At 71.1% G+C, this 17,318-nt stretch carries 19 protein-coding genes; 12 read left to right on the plus strand and 7 right to left on the minus strand.

Going from position 1 to position 17,318, the window contains the following annotated elements:
• Window positions 1-104 precede the first annotated feature (104 nt).
• Window positions 105-1,046 carry an inositol-3-phosphate synthase gene (locus tag ACQP2F_RS30765; RefSeq protein ID WP_433293500.1) on the plus strand — a complete coding sequence of 314 codons (942 nt, stop codon included), beginning with the start codon at window positions 105-107 and terminating at the stop codon, window positions 1,044-1,046.
• A 21-nt stretch (window positions 1,047-1,067) separates the two neighbouring features.
• Here ACQP2F_RS30765 and ACQP2F_RS30770 read toward each other — a convergent pair whose 3' ends face one another.
• The 3 genes from ACQP2F_RS30770 to ACQP2F_RS30780 form a co-directional block, all read right to left on the minus strand.
• Entirely contained in the window at window positions 1,068-1,721 is a 654-nt protein-coding gene (locus ACQP2F_RS30770) for a DUF2238 domain-containing protein (RefSeq protein WP_433293502.1), read from the minus strand.
• A gap of 65 nt (window positions 1,722-1,786) precedes the next feature.
• Window positions 1,787-2,869 (minus strand): restriction endonuclease subunit S, encoded by a 1,083-nt coding sequence (locus ACQP2F_RS30775; protein ID WP_433293505.1) that lies wholly within the window; start codon window positions 2,867-2,869, stop codon window positions 1,787-1,789.
• Window positions 2,870-2,900: 31 nt separating this feature from the next.
• Window positions 2,901-4,280: an N-6 DNA methylase gene (locus ACQP2F_RS30780; RefSeq protein WP_433293507.1), complete on the minus strand. Its 1,380-nt coding sequence runs from the start codon at window positions 4,278-4,280 to the stop codon at window positions 2,901-2,903.
• A gap of 61 nt (window positions 4,281-4,341) precedes the next feature.
• Between ACQP2F_RS30780 and ACQP2F_RS30785 the strand changes: the two genes are divergently transcribed.
• Both ACQP2F_RS30785 and ACQP2F_RS30790 read left to right on the plus strand, forming a co-directional pair.
• Window positions 4,342-5,571 (plus strand): lactate racemase domain-containing protein, encoded by a 1,230-nt coding sequence (locus tag ACQP2F_RS30785; protein WP_433293509.1) that lies wholly within the window; start codon window positions 4,342-4,344, stop codon window positions 5,569-5,571.
• Between the two features lie 93 nt (window positions 5,572-5,664).
• On the plus strand, window positions 5,665-6,549 hold the full coding sequence (locus tag ACQP2F_RS30790; RefSeq protein ID WP_433293511.1) for a helix-turn-helix domain-containing protein: 885 nt from the start codon (window positions 5,665-5,667) through the stop codon (window positions 6,547-6,549).
• Between the two features lie 16 nt (window positions 6,550-6,565).
• Here ACQP2F_RS30790 and ACQP2F_RS30795 read toward each other — a convergent pair whose 3' ends face one another.
• From ACQP2F_RS30795 to ACQP2F_RS30810, 4 genes are all read right to left on the minus strand, one after another.
• Window positions 6,566-7,918 (minus strand): glycoside hydrolase family 6 protein, encoded by a 1,353-nt coding sequence (locus ACQP2F_RS30795; RefSeq protein ID WP_433293513.1) that lies wholly within the window; start codon window positions 7,916-7,918, stop codon window positions 6,566-6,568.
• Window positions 7,919-8,208: 290 nt separating this feature from the next.
• Complete coding sequence (locus ACQP2F_RS30800) at window positions 8,209-8,415, minus strand: hypothetical protein (protein WP_433293515.1); 207 nt, start codon at window positions 8,413-8,415, stop codon at window positions 8,209-8,211.
• A gap of 53 nt (window positions 8,416-8,468) precedes the next feature.
• On the minus strand, window positions 8,469-8,861 hold the full coding sequence (locus ACQP2F_RS30805; RefSeq protein WP_433293517.1) for a hypothetical protein: 393 nt from the start codon (window positions 8,859-8,861) through the stop codon (window positions 8,469-8,471).
• Between the two features lie 101 nt (window positions 8,862-8,962).
• Complete coding sequence (locus ACQP2F_RS30810) at window positions 8,963-9,205, minus strand: hypothetical protein (protein ID WP_433293519.1); 243 nt, start codon at window positions 9,203-9,205, stop codon at window positions 8,963-8,965.
• Window positions 9,206-9,341: 136 nt separating this feature from the next.
• Between ACQP2F_RS30810 and ACQP2F_RS30815 the strand changes: the two genes are divergently transcribed.
• From ACQP2F_RS30815 to ACQP2F_RS30855, 9 genes are all read left to right on the plus strand, one after another.
• A complete protein-coding gene (locus ACQP2F_RS30815) occupies window positions 9,342-10,628 on the plus strand; it encodes an L-fuconate dehydratase (RefSeq protein ID WP_433293521.1) in 1,287 nt (428 codons plus the stop codon).
• An 85-nt stretch (window positions 10,629-10,713) separates the two neighbouring features.
• Complete coding sequence (locus ACQP2F_RS30820; protein WP_433293523.1) at window positions 10,714-11,751, plus strand: sugar ABC transporter substrate-binding protein; 1,038 nt, start codon at window positions 10,714-10,716, stop codon at window positions 11,749-11,751.
• Window positions 11,748-13,226, plus strand: a complete 1,479-nt coding sequence (locus ACQP2F_RS30825; protein WP_433293525.1) for a sugar ABC transporter ATP-binding protein — start codon at window positions 11,748-11,750, stop codon at window positions 13,224-13,226. The genes ACQP2F_RS30820 and ACQP2F_RS30825 overlap by 4 nt, the downstream gene beginning before the upstream one ends.
• Entirely contained in the window at window positions 13,223-14,236 is a 1,014-nt protein-coding gene (locus ACQP2F_RS30830) for an ABC transporter permease (protein ID WP_433293527.1), read from the plus strand. The genes ACQP2F_RS30825 and ACQP2F_RS30830 overlap by 4 nt, the downstream gene beginning before the upstream one ends.
• Entirely contained in the window at window positions 14,237-14,548 is a 312-nt protein-coding gene (locus ACQP2F_RS30835) for an L-rhamnose mutarotase (protein ID WP_433293529.1), read from the plus strand.
• The gene (locus ACQP2F_RS30840; protein ID WP_433293531.1) at window positions 14,545-15,501 is read left to right on the plus strand and encodes an aldo/keto reductase; all 957 of its coding nucleotides are present in this window, start codon (window positions 14,545-14,547) and stop codon (window positions 15,499-15,501) included. The genes ACQP2F_RS30835 and ACQP2F_RS30840 overlap by 4 nt, the downstream gene beginning before the upstream one ends.
• The gene (locus tag ACQP2F_RS30845; protein ID WP_433293533.1) at window positions 15,498-16,346 is read left to right on the plus strand and encodes an amidohydrolase family protein; all 849 of its coding nucleotides are present in this window, start codon (window positions 15,498-15,500) and stop codon (window positions 16,344-16,346) included. The genes ACQP2F_RS30840 and ACQP2F_RS30845 overlap by 4 nt, the downstream gene beginning before the upstream one ends.
• A 9-nt stretch (window positions 16,347-16,355) precedes the next feature.
• Entirely contained in the window at window positions 16,356-17,036 is a 681-nt protein-coding gene (locus tag ACQP2F_RS30850) for a FadR/GntR family transcriptional regulator (protein WP_433293535.1), read from the plus strand.
• A gap of 33 nt (window positions 17,037-17,069) precedes the next feature.
• Window positions 17,070-17,309 (plus strand): hypothetical protein, encoded by a 240-nt coding sequence (locus ACQP2F_RS30855; protein WP_433293537.1) that lies wholly within the window; start codon window positions 17,070-17,072, stop codon window positions 17,307-17,309.
• Window positions 17,310-17,318 lie beyond the last annotated feature (9 nt).

Consider the following 17,318-nt stretch of genomic DNA (forward strand, 5'->3'; position numbering starts at 1 on the left):
CGCCGGAGGGGAGCCGTACAAACCGGGCATCGACCAAAGTTTGGCCGATGGTCGGCGATGGCGCGCCGGTGGTCGATGGCACCGCCTCGCTAACCTCGGCAACCATGATCGAGAACGCGCGGGTCGCCGTCGTCGGCGTCGGCAACAACACCTCGGCCCTGGTGCAGGGCATCGCCTTCTACCGGCAGACCGGCAGCCTGGTCGGCATCCGCCGCCCGGAGATCGCCGGCCTGGGCGTCGGCGACATCGACGTCGTCGCGGCCTTCGCCCTCTCGCCCGGCAAGGTCGGCAAGCCCCTGCACGAGGCGATCTTCGCGCCGCCCAACAACTTCCCCCACCTCGGCGCCGAGCTGCCGCCGGCCGGCATTGAGGTGCGGCGGGGCCTGCTGGACGGGACGGAGATCGAGCGCGTGGCGCGATCCCTGAACGGCGCCGAGGTCGTCCTCTACTCCGCGCCGAGCGGCCGCCCCGAGGTCGCCCGCGCCTACGCCGAGGCGGCCCTGACGGCGAAGGCCGCCTTCATCAACACGACCGCCGATCCGGTCGCCCGCGAGCCGTCCATCCTGGACCGGTTCCAGGCCGCCGGCCTGCCGCTGATCGGGGACGACCTGGCCAGCCAGTTCGGCGTCTCGGTGCTGCACCGGACGCTCCTGCGCCTGCTCGAGGAGCGCGGACTCACGCTGGTGAGCTCGTATCAGGTCAATCTCGGCGGCACCGAGGACTTCCGCAACCTCGTCGAGAACCCCGGCACGAAGCACCGATCGAAGTTGAATGCGATCGGCTCGGACAAGGTGCAGATCGCGCCGCTCGGATACCTGCCGCACCTGGGATCGCAGAAGGTCGCGCATCTCAATGTCGAGGCGCAGGGCTGGGGCGGCACCGAGGTGAGCCTGGACGTGCGGTTGAAGGTGCACGACCCGAGCGGCGCGGCCGGCGTCAACATCGATCTGATCCGGCTCGCCGCCGGCGCCCTCCGCGCCGGTCGCGGCGGTTATGTCGCCGAGGCCGCGCCGCTGCTCAAGTCGCCGCCGGGAACGGCCGTCTGACGCCGGAACCGGCGGGCGCCGTCATCGGCGCCCCCGGCCCGGACGGGCGGCCGCGAGACAGACGAACACCCCGGCCACCGCGCCGAGCGTGGCGATGCTCATGTCCTTCTGCGCGTCCCACATGTCGCCCTGCTGACCGTTGTAGGCCTCGGCCGCCTGCGGCGCGAGCGTCATCGCCACCCCCCATTCGAAAAGCTCGTACAGCGCGCTCGTGGACAGCACGATGTCGACCGCCGCGAACGCCGCCCACCGCGGACGCCAGCCGCGCCATTCACGCAGGGCGCGGTAGATGACCGGGGCGAAACAGGCGCCGTAGGAGAAATGCACGAGCCGGTCGAAGTTGTTGCGCTGCCAGCCGAACACCTCCGAGAGCCGCACCCCGAACAGCGCCCGCGTCCAGTCGTCGTAGGGCACGAACGAGTAGATCCAGCGGGCGGCGACCGAATGCAGGGTCAGGAACAGCAAAATCAGCAGAAAGGACGCGTACGGCAGGGGCCGTGCCCTTTGCACCAGGACCAGCGCCACCAGTCCGATCAGCGTCAGTGAATGGTGCATGGCCTGCTCGGCCGGGTGGATCGGGCGCCACCAGGTCGCCGCCACGACGACCAGGAAAACGGCGAGCGTCGCCCGATATGGATTGATCCCCGTCCGCACGACCTCGATCTGTGCGCTCATGGTCGGCATTCAACGGACGCGCGGTCTCGGCGGCGTGCCGGCGGTGCCACGAATCGATATCGGGTCTATCGCACTTCGATCTCGCCCGCGATCAGCCGTGGCAGCAGGTAGTCGCGCAGCCCGGACAGCGCGTCGTTCTCGCTCGCCAGCTGGTCACGCAGCGCGAAGAGCGGCCGCACACGCGCGGTGAACTCGGCGATCGCCGACGCCGCCGGCAGCCGCACCGGCACGGCGAGCGCCCGCGAGCGGTTCAGCCCCGGAACCGCCGAGTCGGAGTTCATCTCGCTCAATCCCAGACCGCGGAGCAGGAAATAGACGTACGGGAGGGAAAGCATTCGATTCTTCAGGCGCACGTAATAGGTGGTGTCGATCGGATAGAAGTCGCCCGGTGACCAGTGCACGGAGCCGGCCGTCCCCTTGCGCCCGACGATGACGCCCGGGCCGCCGACGAGTGCCCGGTCGTGCGTTCCGGAGACGCCGCCGCTGCCGTAGACCGGAACCGGCCCGGGGCGCCGCCGGCCCGCCGGTAAAGCCTTGCCGTAGGCCAGATCGAGCACCTCGCCGAGCGGGACCGGCCGCGACGAAGACACCGCGGCACGCGCGAACTCCGCCGCGGCCAGATCGAAGGCGGTGACGGCCGAACGGGAGTTCGCCGTTATCTTCTCGTCGATCGCGCTCAGCACCGACGCGATCGCTTCCTGCGCCTCGAGGGGCGGGATCACGATCGGTAACGCGCCGAGGATGCCGAGGTTGATGTGCGGCACCCCGGTGGTGATCGCGCTGTTGCGGATCGCGTCGACCAACGCCGGCGTCCGGAACTGGTAGTAGACGAAACGCGCCACCGCCTTGGCCGGATCGACCCGCAACCGCATCTGGCTCTGCGAGACCACATAGGTGTCGAACGGGCCGTCCGGAATGATGCCGACCTGCCCGAGCGTGCCCCGCTGGGTGAAGACGACGTCGCCCGGGCGGGCGAGATTACCGCCGAGTGACAACGCCTTTTCCGCCGTCACGAAGGCGAACTCGGAAGCGTCGAAGAAACCGGCCGAGGCCAGATTGGAACCGCGGATGACCGGCACCCCCGACGGCACGTAGTCCTTGCCGCCCAGGGCCGACCCGAACGGGCCGCCGACGAGACCCCTCGGCACGGCGACATCCCGCACGGTCCCGACCGGCCACCTAGACATCGAGCCGGCCGAGTTGTTCCCGCACCACCGCCTCGAGGCGGGACGTCTCCTCGAACTGGACGAACAGATCCTTGGTCAGCCGCGCGATCCGGTCGGGGATCGGCTCGGTGTCGGCGTCACCCTCCGGCGTGCCGACGTAGGTGCCCGGCGTGAGCGCGTAACCGTGCCCGGCTACCTCCGGTAGCGAGGCCGAGTAACAGAAGCCGGGCTCATCCGCGTACGGGATGGGGCTTGTTCCCCGCCAGGCGTGATAGGCCGCCGCGATGCGCCCGATGTCCGCCGGCGACAGCACCCGCTCGGTCCGGTCGACCATCGTGCCCAGCCGGCGCGCGTCGACGAACAGCACCTCGCCGCGCCGGCCGAACGCCGTCTTGTTCCTGGTCAGGAACCACACGCAGGCCGGGATCGCGGTGGTGCGGAAGAGGTTGCCGGGCAGCGCCACCATGCACGCCACGAGATCGTCACGGACCAGCGCGGCGCGGATCTCGCCCTCGCCGGACTGCCGCGACGACATCGACCCGTTCGACAGCACCACGCCCGCGCTGCCGCCCGGCCCGAGCTTGGCCACGATGTGCTGCAACCAGGCGTAGTTGGCATTGGCCAGGGGTGGCACCCCGTACCGCCAGCGCGGATCGTCCACCCGGCGGGCCCAGTCGCTGTAGTTGAACGGCGGATTGGCCAGGACGAAATCGGCGGTCAGCCCCGGATGCCGGTCGTCGGCGAACGTGTCCGCCCACCGATCCCCGATTCCGACCGGGTCCATGCCGTGGATGGCCAGATTCATCTTCGCCAGCCGCCAGGTGCGCTCGTTCGCCTCCTGCCCGAAAACCGCGATGTCCCCGGACCGGGCCACGAACCGCGCGGCTTGCACGAACATTCCCCCGGAACCGCAACAAGGGTCGTAGACGCGCCCCCGGAACGGCTCCAGAACCTCGACCAGCAATCGCACCACGCCCGCCGGCGTATAGAACTCCCCCGACCGTTTCCCCTCGGCCCGCGCGAACCGTTCGAGAAAGTATTCGTAGACCTCGCCGAGCAGATCCCCGCCCCGCTCGAAGCGCAGGCCGCCAATCAGCTCGACGAGCGACGCCAGCCGCCCGGGGTCGATGGTGCCGGAAATGCGCGGCAGCACCCCGCCGAGCGCCGGGTTCGCCCGCATCAGCGAATCCATCGCGGTATTCAGCGAGGACGAATCGGCGATGCGGCCCCAGCGCGCGGCCGGAGGCACCCGGAACGGCTCGGCATCCGACACGTACTTGAGGAAGACCAGCGCGAGCACGAGCTCCTTGAACTGCGACGCGTCCATCGTGCCGCGCAGCTTGCCGGCGGCCTTCCAGAGCACGTCGTGGATCGGCCGGGTGCTGGGCGACATCAGTGCACCTTAGCGGGGCGGCGGCTTGCGGGCCGCGCGCACACGACGGAGGGTTGCGCACATGGGTGACACGATCGGAGCCGCCGATCAGGTGCTCGACGACGAGACGGTACGCGCGTTCGTCGCCGGACAGCTGCGGCGGGAGGACCTGGACGGCAAGTCGGTGTGCGTGATCGTGCCCGACGCGACCCGCAGCTGCCCGCTTCCGCTGCTGCTCGGCGCCGTCCACGAGGCGCTGCACGGCCGGGCCGGGCGGGTGACCGTGCTGGTCGCGCTCGGCACGCACGCGCCGATGTCGCAGGCGCAGCTCGCCAAGCATCTGGGCGGGCCTTACCCCGGCTTCGACGTGCGCAACCACGAGTGGTGGGAGCCGTCGGCGCTGGTCTCGCTCGGCGTCATCGGCGCCGACCGGGTCGCCGAGCTGGCCGAGGGACGGATGCGCCGCGAGGTCGACGTCACCCTCAACCGCGCGGTCGTCGAGCACGACGTCTGCCTGGTCGTCGGCCCGGTCTTCCCGCACGAGGTGGTCGGGTTCTCGGGCGGCAACAAGTACTTCTTCCCGGGCGTGGCGGGCCAGGAGATCATCGACTTCTCGCACTGGCTGGGCGCGCTGATCACCAGCGCGTCGATCATCGGCACCCGCGGCGTCACGCCGGTCCGCGCGCTGATCCACGAGGCCGCGGCGCTGATCCCGAGCCGCCGGCTGGCGTTGTGCCTGGTGGTGCAGTCGGGCACCGGCGCGCTGCACGCGGCCTCGTTCGGCACGCCGGAGGAGGCGTGGGCCGCCTGCGCCGACATCTCCGCCGAAACCCACATCCAATACCTTCATGCGCCCGTACGCCGGATCCTGTCGCTGATCCCGGAGAAGTACGACGACATGTGGACCGGCGCCAAGGGTTTCTACAAGGTCGAGCCGATCGTCGCCGACGGCGGCCAGGTGATCCTCTACGCCCCGCACATCACCCGCATCTCGGAGATGCATCCCGAGATCGAGGAGATCGGCTACCACTGCCGCGACTACTTCGTGAAGCAGTGGGACCGGTTCGCGCACCACCACTGGGGCGTCCTCGCCCACTCGACGCACCTGCGCGGCGCCGGCACGTGGGACGAGGAGACCGGCGAGCACGGCCGGGTCACGGTCACGCTGGCCACCGGCATCCCCGAGGACGTGGTGCGCCGGGCCAACCTGGACTACCTCGACCCGGCCGCGGTCGACCTCGAGGCCCTGGCCGACGACCCGGAGACGATGGTGATCCCGCAGGCCGGCGAGGTCCTGTTCCGGCTGCGCTGACGGCCGTCGGTCCCGGGACGCGAGCTGAAATCGAGCTCGCCGCGCTCGGTGCGGGTGGTCATCGGGCGGGGATCTACCGCTACAGTCCGATCAGTGCCCGAGGAGTTTTCGCCGACCGTCGCCCGCCGCCACGTCCGGCTGGCGCTTCGTGATGCCCGCGAGCGTGCCGGCCTCACCCAGCCGCAGGTGGCCGAGGCGATGGAGTGGTCGGTCAGCAAGGTGATCCGGATCGAGACCGGCGACGTGTCGATCGCCCCGAACGATCTGCGGCCGCTGCTGAGCTTCCTCGAGGTGCGCGACCGCGACACGGTGGCCGAGCTGATCGCGATCGCGAAGATCGCGCGGAGCCGGCGGCGGACCGAGTGGTACCACGCGCCGGAATTCCGGGAACATCTCTCCGACGCGATCCTGCGGCTCATCGAGTACGAGTCGGAGGCCGTCGAAATTCGCTATTACCAGGTCTACTTCATGCCCGGGCCGTTGCAGGTCCCGGCCTATGCGCGGGCCAATCTCGACAGTTTCGGCGACGACGTGCCGGCGACCACCCGGCGGGTCCGCGCCGATGCCCGGGAACGGCGCCGTCAGACCATGCTGTCGCGGTTGGGCCGCGGGCTAACGGCGTACGCGCTGCTCGATGAATCTGTTTTTCTGCGCCCGATCGGCGGGACCGAGGTCTTCCGCGAGCAGCTGCGATTTCTGTCCGAGCTGGCGGCCGACGGGCGGCTGCGGATGCGGATGGTGCCGTTCAAGTTCGATGCGGCGGTCACCAACAATGCGACGTTCGACCTGCTCACCCTAAGCTCGGAGGGGCGCGGGGAGGTGCTCTACCGGGAGAGCGGGCTGCACGACGAGATTGTCGAGGATCAATCGGTGGCGCGGCACCGGCGGCGGTTCGACAAGATTTGGGACGCGGCCGTGCCGGAGGACGACACGCTCGATTATCTGCGCTCGCGGCTGACGGACCTCACCGGCTGGTGAGGTCCGTCAGCGTCGCTCAGCGGGCGGTGCAGGAAATGCTCGGGGTGCTCGCCGTGCCGTTGGCCAGGAAGCCGAAGGAGGCGGTGCCGTTCGGAGCGAGCGAGCCGTTCCAGGACACGTTGCGGACGGTCGCGATGCCGCCGCTGGTGGACAGTTCGCCGTTCCACAGCTGGGTGATCGACTGGCCGCTGCCGAGCGGCCAGGTGACCGTCCAGCCGGTGATCGCCTGGCTGCCCGCCTTGATCGTGACGGTGCCCTGGAAGCCGCCCTGCCACGAGCTCGCCGTCTGGTAGCTCGCGGTGCACCCACCGCTCGGCGGGATCGAGGTCGGCGGGGTCGTCGGCGGCGTCGTGGTCGGCGCGGTCGTCGGCGGCGTGGTCGGCGCGGTCGTCGGCGGCGTGGTCACCGGCGGGTTGGGCGCGCTGCTGGCCAGGCTGTAGGCGAGGTCGGGCTGGAACGATCCGGCGGCGTACTTGCAGCCGTCGGCCTCACCCGGGGGCTTCACCCACAGGTACGCGTCGATGTTGGCGTCCCCGGTGTTCGTGGTCGGGTACTGGCCGATCCGGCGGTCGGTGTTGTCGTCACCGCACCAGTCGCCCGACGCGCCCCCGTTGCGGCTGGTGTCGATGACCTGGCGCTTGCCGCTCACGCCCCGGCCGTTGAGCGCCGAGATGACGTTGCGCCCGAAGGCGGCCTCGGCGCTGGTGGAGTTGAAGTTGGAGACGTTGGAGTAGAAGCCGTCGGCGTCGGCCACGCCCGCCGCGACCAGCCGGTTGGCCTGCTCGCTCGCGCTGTTCCAGGCCGAGTGGCCGGCGTCGAGGTAGACCTTCGCGTTCGGGTTGGCGCCCTTGAGCGTCTGGGTGGCGGTGCGCAGGGCGTTGTCGCGGGCCGTGATCTCGCCGGCGCTCAGGCACGTCTGCAGCGCGATCGAGTCCGGCTCCAGCATGATCAGCACGGTCCGGTTGCCGAGGCCGCGCGCCATATTGGAGATCCAGCTCTGGTACGTGTTGAGGTCCGGCGCGCCGCCGGCCGAAGCGCCGCCACAGTCCCGGTTGGGAATGCCGTAGACGGTCAGGGCGGGGATCTGCCCGACGGCGTTGGCCGCGCCGACGTACGAGGAGACCTCGTTCTGCACCGTCGACACGTTGAAGTTGGACAGCCAGCGGGTGGCCGGCTGGCTGGCAATCTTGTCCCGGATGACCGCGGTGCGCGAGTCGTTCGGGTTGGCCGCCACCCAGCGGGCGACGGCGGTGTCGGGGTCGCGATAGAGGCTGCCGCTGACAACGCCGGCGCTGGCCGTGCCGCCGGTCGTGATCCAGACACCGGCGGCGGCCACCGCAACGGCGAGGACGGGGGTCAGCCGCCTCATGCGGGGGGATGCGGGGAGAGGGGACACGGGCTTCCTTCCGAGCAGAAGTTACGTCCGTCGATGGGAGCGCTCCCACACGTTAACGTGCCCGCAACACGTTGGGCAACAGGTCAGGGCGGGGGTCTGGCGAGATTTCGGCCGGAGCCGGGACGGGAATGGCGGGCGGCGCTGGCCACCGTCGACGAGGACGTGCAGCGCGCCGCCGGCCTTGTGCAGCGCCGCGACGAAGCCGCCCAGCGCCGCGGCGCCCGCGAGACGACCGGGCGCCCGCTGGCCGACCGGGGCGCGGCTCAGGCCGGGCGGACCAGCACTTCGGACACCGGCCGGCGCGGGGTCCGACCGGCCCTGCGGCCGTACCCGATGCGCAGGACCATCTGGACCGCGAGGCCGGCCGCCGGATCCAGCAGGCGCCGGCGGATCGACGGCACCTCGACCGGCTGGCCGATCGGCGAGGCGGCGACGTCGTGCCAGGTGGCGGTGAGCAGGACGCGCTGCAATGCCTGACCGGCTCGGATCCAGTCGGCTCGGGTGGCGCCATGGGTGGCCAGGATCAGCAGCGTGGGGTGGGGCTCGAACGGCTCGGCCGGGCGCGGCGGGCGAGTTCCCGGCGGTAGCCGGGACGGGTGTGCAGGTAGTCGTCGGCGGTGCGGGCCAGGGAGAGGATCGCGTCGGCCGCGGCGGGAGAGGCTACGGCGAGGACGGCGCCCTCGGTTCGGGCGGCGGCGCGCAGTTCGTCGATCACCGGGGGCGCGACCGGGAGGTCGGCGAACGGCAGGCGGTTGGTGTGGCGGTGCGGGATGGCGGCGGCCAGGGCGGCGATGCGCTCGGGGACCGGCTCCGGGTGGGTCACGGTCACCCGGGCGCCGAATTCCGGCTCCCGGGCCACGAGCTCCGACGCCGGGACCATGGCGTCCGGCCACCGCGCCACGATCTGAGCCCCCACGGCTGGGGTCTCGGGGGACGGGAACAGGGGACGCTGCTTGTCATCATGTCCCGATCGTCGCCCGGGGGCGCCGGGCGACGGGAGGGGCGGAAGTCCCGGGATCAGGCGCCGGAGGCCTTGCGGTCGGCCTCGGCGTCGGCCTCCCCGACCGGTACGCCGTCGGAGTCCCGGGTCGCGCCGGTCAGGTCGACGTCGGCGCCCGAGGCGGCCGCGTCGGCGTCGGCGTCCGAGGCGCCGACCGTGGCCCCGGTCCGGCGGGCCGCCGATTCGGGCCCGTTCTCGTTCTCGGTGATCTCGGCGGCCAGCGGCACGGCGGCGGCGGGCAGGCCCTGCGGAGATGTCATGGTCGATTCCTTTCGTCAGGGGTCACCTCCCTTGTTCCCCCTCGCGGGGCCTGATAGACATCCGATGTATGACCCTGCAAAGTCACGGAACAGCCCACCGTCGCGACATGGGACGAGCAATCATCGGATCACCCGCATGAGCGTGATCACGGCGATCGAGACGTACGACATCCGGTTCCCCACCTCGCTCGAGCGGGACGGCTCGGATGCGATGAACCCCGACCCCGACTACTCGGCGGCGTACCTGGTGATCCGCACCGACGACCCGGACGGGCACGAGGGGCACGGGTTCGCGTTCACCATCGGGCGCGGCAACGACGTGCAGACGGCGGCGATCGCGGCGCTCAAGCCCTACCTGGTCGGGCGGCCGGTGGACGACGACCTCGGCGCGGTCTGGCGGGAGCTCGTGCACGACTCGCAGCTGCGCTGGCTGGGGCCGGAGAAGGGCGTCATGCACATGGCGATCGGGGCCGTGATCAACGCGCTCTGGGATCTGAAGGCCAAGCGGGCCGGCCTGCCGCTTTGGCGGCTCTTGTCGGAGATGTCCCCGGAGCAGATCGTCGACCTCGTCGACTTCCGCTATCTGACCGACGCCCTGACCCGCGAGGAGGCCCTGACGATCCTGCGCACGGGTCGAACCGGGCGGGAAGACCGGACCAGCGACCTGGTCCGGAACGGGTACCCCGCCTACACCACCTCCCCGGGCTGGCTCGGCTACGACGACGACAAGCTGCGCCGGCTCTGCAAGGAGGCCATCGACCAGGGCTTCCGGCAGATCAAGCTCAAGGTCGGCGCCGACCTCGAGGACGACAAGCGCCGGCTGCGGATCGCCCGGGAGACGTGCGGCCCGGAGATCCGGATCGCGGTCGACGCCAACCAGCGGTGGGACGTGCCCGACGCGATCGCCTGGATCCGGGAGCTCACCCCGTACGACATCTGGTGGGTCGAGGAACCGACCAGCCCGGACGACATCCTCGGGCACCGGGCCATCGCCGAGGCCATCGCACCGATCACCGTGGCCACCGGCGAGCACGTGCAGAACCGCATCGTCTTCAAGCAGATGCTGCAGGCCGGCTCGCTGCACCACCTCCAGCTCGACGCGGCCCGGGTCGCCGGCGTCAACGAGAACATCGCGATCCTGCTGCTGGCGGCCAAGTTCGGCGTCCCGGTCTGCCCGCACGCCGGCGGCGTCGGCCTCTGCGAGCTGGTGCAACACCTGTCCATGTTCGACTACGTCGCCGTCTCCGGCTCGATGCAGGACCGGATCATCGAGTACGTCGATCACCTGCATGAGCACTTCGTCGATCCCGTGGTCGTCCACCAGGGCCGCTACCGGGCGCCGGCCGCCCCCGGCTTCAGCTCCACGATGAAGCCATCGTCATTGGCAGAACATCGGATGGATGATGCGATAAATCGGGCCTAGACCTTGCACTCGTCCATGAGGGACTGATAGACCTCCGATCAATTACCGGCGTGTTACCGATCCACCTCTCTCGAGAGGATCCACGATGAGGTACGCATCCCGTTCGGCGCTCGCCGCCGTTTTGATCTTGACAACCACCGCCACGGCCGCCTGTGCCGACGACAAGACGCAGACCGCGGCCGCGAACGGCAACCCGCCCATCGGCGTCGACTTCCCCCGCGCCGACACCGACTTCTGGACCTCCTACGCCAAGTACGTGCCGAAGTTCGCCGGTGAGCTCGGCATCAACATGATGACCCCGACCAACTCGCAGAACGACGTCTCGAAGCTGGTCGCCAACACGCAGGCCCTGGTCAGCCAGGGCGCCAAGGCGATCGTGATGGCGCCGCAGGACACCGGCGCGATCGCGTCCACGCTGACGACGCTCGAGTCCAAGAAGATCCCGGTGGTCTCGGTCGACACCCGCCCCGACAAGGGCAAGGTGTTCATGGTCGTCCGGGCCGACAACCGCGCGTACGGCCAGAAGGCGTGCGAGTTCCTCGGTCAGAAGCTCGGCGGCAAGGGCAAGGTCATCGAGTTCCAGGGCTCGCTGTCGTCGGTCAACGGCCGGGACCGGTCGGAGGCGTTCGGCGACTGCATGAAGACCAAGTTCCCGGGCATCACCGTCTTCGCCGAGCCGACCGAGTGGGAGGGGCCCAAGGCGGCCGCCGCGCTGCAGACCCGGCTCGCCCAGCACCCCGACATCAAGGGCATCTACATGCAGGCCGGCGGCGCCTTCCTGGCCCCGACGCTGCAGGTGCTCAAGTCCAAGGGCCTGCTGGTGCCGCCGACCGACCCCAAGCACATCTTCGCGGTCTCCAACGACGGCATCCCCCAGGAGTACGAGTCGATCCGCAAGGGCGAGATCGACGCGACCGTCTCCCAACCCGCCGACCTGTACGCGAAGTACGCGCTCTTCTACGCGAAGGCGGCCGTGGACGGCAAGACCTTCCAGCCCGGACCGACCGACCACGACTCGACCATCGTGGACGTCGGCGGCGGCACCCTCGAGGACCAGCTCGCCGCTCCCCTGGTCACCAAGGACAACGTCGACGACAAGTCCCTGTGGGGCAACCAGATATGACGGCGGTCGAAGCGCGCGGCATCACCAAGCGGTACGGCGCCACCACCGCTCTGGACGACGCCGGCATCGCCCTGACCGGCGGGGAGACGCACGCGCTCGTGGGACGCAACGGCGCCGGCAAGTCGACGCTCGTGTCCATCCTGACCGGCCTCCAGCGGGCCGACGCCGGGACGGTCACGTTCGACGGCGAGCCGGCGCCGCCGCTGGCCGACCGGGACGCCTGGCGCCGCCGGGTGGCCTGCGTCTACCAGAAGTCCACGATCATCCCGACCCTCACGGTCGGCGAGAACCTCTTCCTCAACCGGCAGCGGACCCGGCGCGGGCTGATCGACTGGCGCGGCCTGCGCCGCAACGCGACCGAGCTTCTCGACCGGTACGGGGTGCGGATCGACCCCGGCACGGTCGCCGGTGACCTGACGGTCGAGCAGAGCCAGCTCGTCGAGATCGCCCGGGCGCTGTCGTTCGGCGCCCGGTTCATCATCCTCGACGAGCCGACGGCCCGGCTCGACGCCGCCGCCATCGACCGGCTCTTCGAGCGGATGCGCGACCTGCGCGGCTCCGGCGTGACGTTCCTGTTCATCTCGCACCACCTCCAGGAGGTGTACGAGGTGTGCCAGACCGTCACCGTGTTCCGCGACGCCCGCACGGTGCTGACCGCCCCGGTCGCCGAGCTGCCCCACGACGACCTGGTCCGCGCGATGACCGGCGACGCGGCGGCCGGGCTGATGAGTCGCGAAGGATCGACCGCGCGGGAGGCGGCGGTGCTGCGGGTCGACGGGCTGACCCGGGCGGGGACCTACGAGGACGTCAGCCTCACGGTCCGGGCCGGCGAGATGGTCGGGCTGGTCGGCTCGGGCAGCAGCGGCAAGAACGCGCTCGCCCAGACCATCGCCGGCCTGCACAAGGCCGACGCCGGCACGATCACGGTCGGCGGCACGGCGCCGAAGCCGGGCAGCGTCCCGGCCGCGCTCGCGGCCGGCATCGGCTACCTGCCCCAGGACCGCCACCGCGAGGGCCTGGTCCCCTTGCTGTCGGTCGCCGAGAACGCGACGATGACGGTCGGCCGCCTGGGCCCGGCCGGCATGACGCTGCCGGCCCGGCGGCGGGAGGCGGCGGTCGCCATGATCGACCGGTACGAGATCCGGACCAGCGGACCCGACCAGCCGGTCAACGGGCTCTCCGGGGGCAACGCGCAGAAGGTGGTGCTGGCCCGGGCGCTGGCCAGCGACCCCAAGGCGCTCGTCCTGGTGAGCCCGACGGCCGGGGTCGACGTACGGTCGAAGGAATCCCTCCTGAACGCCGTCGCCGACGCCGCGGCCGCGGGCACCGCCGTGCTGATCGTCTCCGACGAGCTCGACGACGTGCGCGGCTGCGACCGGGTGCTGGTCATGTTCCACGGCCGGATCGTGCGCGAGGAAGCGCGCGGGTGGAACGACACCGAGCTGGTGGCCGCCGTCGAAGGAGTGCAGTCGTGACCGGAACCCTCGCCCCGTCCACCTCCACCCCGACCGAGCCGCGCCCGCGGCTGCGGCTCGCCCGCTTCCGCGACCTCGCGCTGGTGCCCGCGATCGTGCTGCTGGTCGTGGTCGGCGCGATCATCGACCCGGTGTTCCTGAGCAAGTCCAACCTGGTGAACGTGCTGCAGCAGCAGACCGAGCTGTCGCTGCTGGTGCTGGCCGAGGCGGTCATCCTGATCGCCGGCAAGTTCGACCTGTCGCTCGAGTCGACGATCGGGCTCGCCCCCGCGCTCGCGCTCGGACTGGTCATCCCGACGGCCAGCAACGGCCTCGGCACCGAGTGGCCGACCGCGCTGGCGATCCCGTTGTGCCTGCTCACCGGCGCGGTGATCGGGGCGTTCAACGGGCTGCTGATCCTGCGGTTCCGGCTGTCCGCGTTCATCGTCACGCTCGGCATGCTGATCGTGCTGCGCGGCCTGCAGATCGGCCTGACCGGCGGGCAGAACCTGTTCGACGTCCCGCCGTCGGTGCTCTACCTGGGCAACGCGACCTGGCTCGGGCTGCCGGCGTCGATCTGGATCTGCGCCCTGCTCTACGCGGCCGGCATTCTGGCGCTGGGCTTCCTGCGAGCCGGGCGGTCGGTCTACGCGATCGGCGGCAACGTGGACGCGGCCCGGGCGGCCGGCATCCGTACCGACCGCGTGGTGTGGTTGGTCTTGATCGCGGGTGGTCTGCTCGCGGCGCTGGCCGGACTGCTGATGACGGGCCGGCTCGGCTCGGTGGCGGCGGCGCAGGGCCAGGGCATGATCTTCACGGTGTTCGCGGCCGCGGTGATCGGCGGGGTCAGCCTCGACGGCGGCAAGGGCACGCTCTTCGGCGCGCTGTGCGGCGTGCTGGTGCTCGGTCTGATCAACAACATCCTCACCCTGGGCGGTGTCTCGGCCCAGTGGATCCAGGCCATCTACGGCGCGATCATCCTGGCCGCGCTCGTGCTGGCGCGGCTCACGTCGGGTAAGGCGCAGGACTGAATGGAACGCATCGCGTTGCACACCCGGCTGAAGCCGGGCATGGAGCAGGAGTACGAGTCGCTGCACGCCGAGATCCCGTCCGATCTGGACGGGGCGCTGCGGGAGGCCGGGGTGCGCTCGTGGGAGATCTGGCGGGACGGCCTCGACCTGTTCCACGTGGTCGAGGTGCTGAACTACGGCCGGATGCGGGCGTTCCTGCGGGAGCATCCGGCCAACGTGCCGTGGCAGAAGAAGATGGCGGCGCTGCTGGAGGTCGAGGACGACTACTCCGGCAACGACCGCGGGCTGCCGCTGGTGTGGGAGCTGCCGTGACGGCCTCGCCCGGGCTCGGGTGCGCGCCGCTCGGCAACCTCTACTCGGCGATCTCCGACGGCGCCGCGTACGACACGGTCGCGGCGGCGTGGGAGTGCGGCGTGCGCTACTTCGACACCGCGCCGCACTACGGGCTCGGCCTGAGCGAGAGGAGGCTGGGCGCCGCGCTGCGCGGGCTCCCCCGGGACGCGTACGAGGTGAGCACCAAGGTCGGCCGCCTGCTGGTGCCGGCCGGGTCCCCCGCCGGGCGCGATCCCGACCTGTTCGAGGTGCCGGCCACGCACCGCCGGGTGTGGGACTTCAGCGCCGACGGGGTGCGGCGGTCGCTGTCGGAGAGCCTGAGCCGGCTGGGCCTCGACCGGGTCGACCTGGTGCTGCTGCACGACCCCGAGCACCACCCCCGCCCGGCCTTGGCCGAGGGCTATCCGGCGCTGCACCGGTTGCGCGCCGAGGGCGTGGTGCGCGCGATCGGCGTCGGCTCGAAGGACGTCGGGATCCTGTCGCGGTTCGTCGCCGAGACCGACATCGACACCGTCATGGTGGCCGGCCGCTACACCCTGCTCGAACAGCCCGCCCTCCCCCTCCTGGCCGAGTGCCGGCGCCGGTCGGTCGCGGTGGTCAACGTGGGCGTCTTCAACAGCGGCATCCTCGCCGTCGAAGATCCACGTCAACGGCCGATCTACGAGTACGCCGCGGCGCCCGCGCCCGTGCTGGCGAAGGCGGCCGGCATCGCGGAGACATGCCGCCGTCACGCGACAACGCTGCCGGCCGCCGCCCTGGCGTTCGCGGCCGCCCACCCGGCCGTGACGAAGGTCGTCGTCGGGTCGCAGAGCCGGCAGCAGGCCCGCGCCAACTTCGGTCCCCGCCCGGAGCCGCCGCCGGAGTTGTGGGCCGACCTGGTGGAGAACGGGCTGTTGCGCCCGGACGCCCCGATCCCGGTGAGCGCCCGATGATCGTCGACGCGCATCACCACCTGTGGCGGGTCGACCAGGGCTATGCGTGGCTGGACGAGCCGTCCCTCGCGCCGATCCGGCGGACCTTCACGCCCGACGACCTGCGGGACGAGCTGAAGGCGAACGGGGTCTCGCATACCGTGCTGGTCGAGGGCGGCCGTTGCGACACCGGCGAGGCGCGTCTGCTGCTGGCCTTCGCTTCGGATGTTTCTGAGATATCCGGTGTGGTGGCGTGGGGTGATCCGGCCGATCCGGGGCTGGCGGACACGATCGAGGAGTATCGGGGGCTGCCGGGCGGGGAACATCTCGTGGGCATCCGTGCGCAGGTCCAGGCGTTCGGCGAGCGGGCTGCGGTCTGCTATCTCGACCGGGACGACGTGCGGCGGGGGCTGGCGACCGTCGGGGAGGCGGGGCTGGCCTTCGATCTGGTCATCCGGGCCGATCAGATCGCGTCGGCGGCGCGGGCGGCCACCGCGCTGCCGGGGGTGCGGTTCGTGCTCGACCACCTCGGGAAGCCGCCCATCCGGGAACGGGGCTTCGACCGGTGGGCGGCCGACCTGGGCGACCTCGCGGCGTGCCCCAACGTCACCGCGAAGCTGTCGGGGCTGGTGACCGAGGCCGCCTGGACCGGGTGGACCGCGGACGACCTGCGGCCGTACGTGCTGAGGGCGCTCGAGCTGTTCGGGGCCGGACGGCTGATGTTCGGGTCGGATTGGCCGGTCTGCACGCTGGCCTCGACGTACGGGAAATGGCTCTCGACCTTGAATGCGATCCTGCCGCGGGACGCTCGGGCCGAGGTGCTCGGCGGTACGGCCGTGCGGACCTACCATCTCAGTCTGGCGTAGGGGGTTCCGGTGGCAGTGACCGACGAGGCGATCGAGAAGATCAAGGCGATGATCGTCGCCGGGGAGTTGCGGCCCGGTGACCGGCTGCCGCGCGAGGCCGATCTCGCCGAGCGGCTCGGGCTCTCGCGCAACTCGCTGCGCGAGGCGGTGAAGGCGTTGTCGCTGATCCGGGTGCTGGACGTCCGGCAGGGCGACGGCACGTACGTGACCAGCCTCGCCCCTCAGCTGCTGCTGGACGCCCTGAACTTCATCGTCGACTTCCACCGCGACGACACGGTGCTGGAGTTCTTCGAGGTGCGCCGCATCCTCGAGCCCGCCGCCACCGCGCTGGCCGCGACCCGCATGTCGGCCGACGACATCGACGCCCTGCGCAAGGTCCTGGCCAGCCTCTCCGAGGACGCGACGATCGACGAGCTGGTGGCGAACGACCTGGAGTTCCATCACCGGATCGCGGCCGGCTCCGGCAACGCGCTGCTGTGCTCGCTGATCGACAGCCTCTCCGGGCCGACGACGCGGGCCCGCATCTGGCGCGGACTGACCCAGGCCGGCGCGGTCGAGCGGACCCGCGAGCAGCACGCCGCCATCCTCGACGCGCTGGCCAACCGGCAGCCCGACCTGGCCCGCTCGTGGGCGACCGTGCACGTGGCCGGCGTCGAGGACTGGTTGCGGGTCGCCCTGCAGAGCCCGTGAGCCGGGCTGGCGGGGGCGGCATAGCCTGAGGTCATGGCAGAGCACGCGGGACAGCCCGACGACGGATCACCGGCCGCGCGGCTTGCGGCCCTGGCCACGCGGTTGCGCGAGGCCGCCGTTCAGGCCGGCCGCCTCGACGTCGCCGAGAAGGCCGATGACGCCTTGGCGCTTCTGGGCGAGCCCTGTGCCCCGGCAGCGCAAGGCGACCGGAAGCGGGAGCGCCGCGATACGGGCAACGCGATCATCAGAACGCTCGACGGGCTCGGGTTCTGAGCGACGAGT

The organism is Actinoplanes sp. CA-030573, from assembly GCF_050951115.1.
Classification (GTDB): domain Bacteria; phylum Actinomycetota; class Actinomycetes; order Mycobacteriales; family Micromonosporaceae; genus Actinoplanes.

Bases quoted from the DNA above. Each gene is read 5' to 3' on its own strand.
- ACQP2F_RS30765 (WP_433293500.1), top strand. From the start codon at position 105: ATGATCGAGAACGCGCGGGTCGCCGTCGTCGGCGTCGGCAACAACACC.
- ACQP2F_RS30770 (WP_433293502.1), bottom strand. From the start codon at position 1,721: ATGAGCGCACAGATCGAGGTCGTGCGGACGGGGATCAATCCATATCGG.
- ACQP2F_RS30780 (WP_433293507.1), bottom strand. From the start codon at position 4,280: ATGTCGCCCAGCACCCGGCCGATCCACGACGTGCTCTGGAAGGCCGCC.
- ACQP2F_RS30785 (WP_433293509.1), top strand. From the start codon at position 4,342: ATGGGTGACACGATCGGAGCCGCCGATCAGGTGCTCGACGACGAGACG.
- ACQP2F_RS30795 (WP_433293513.1), bottom strand. From the start codon at position 7,918: ATGAGGCGGCTGACCCCCGTCCTCGCCGTTGCGGTGGCCGCCGCCGGT.
- ACQP2F_RS30810 (WP_433293519.1), bottom strand. From the start codon at position 9,205: ATGACATCTCCGCAGGGCCTGCCCGCCGCCGCCGTGCCGCTGGCCGCC.
- ACQP2F_RS30815 (WP_433293521.1), top strand. From the start codon at position 9,342: ATGAGCGTGATCACGGCGATCGAGACGTACGACATCCGGTTCCCCACC.
- ACQP2F_RS30820 (WP_433293523.1), top strand. From the start codon at position 10,714: ATGAGGTACGCATCCCGTTCGGCGCTCGCCGCCGTTTTGATCTTGACA.
- ACQP2F_RS30825 (WP_433293525.1), top strand. From the start codon at position 11,748: ATGACGGCGGTCGAAGCGCGCGGCATCACCAAGCGGTACGGCGCCACC.
- ACQP2F_RS30835 (WP_433293529.1), top strand. From the start codon at position 14,237: ATGGAACGCATCGCGTTGCACACCCGGCTGAAGCCGGGCATGGAGCAG.
- ACQP2F_RS30845 (WP_433293533.1), top strand. From the start codon at position 15,498: ATGATCGTCGACGCGCATCACCACCTGTGGCGGGTCGACCAGGGCTAT.
- ACQP2F_RS30855 (WP_433293537.1), top strand. From the start codon at position 17,070: ATGGCAGAGCACGCGGGACAGCCCGACGACGGATCACCGGCCGCGCGG.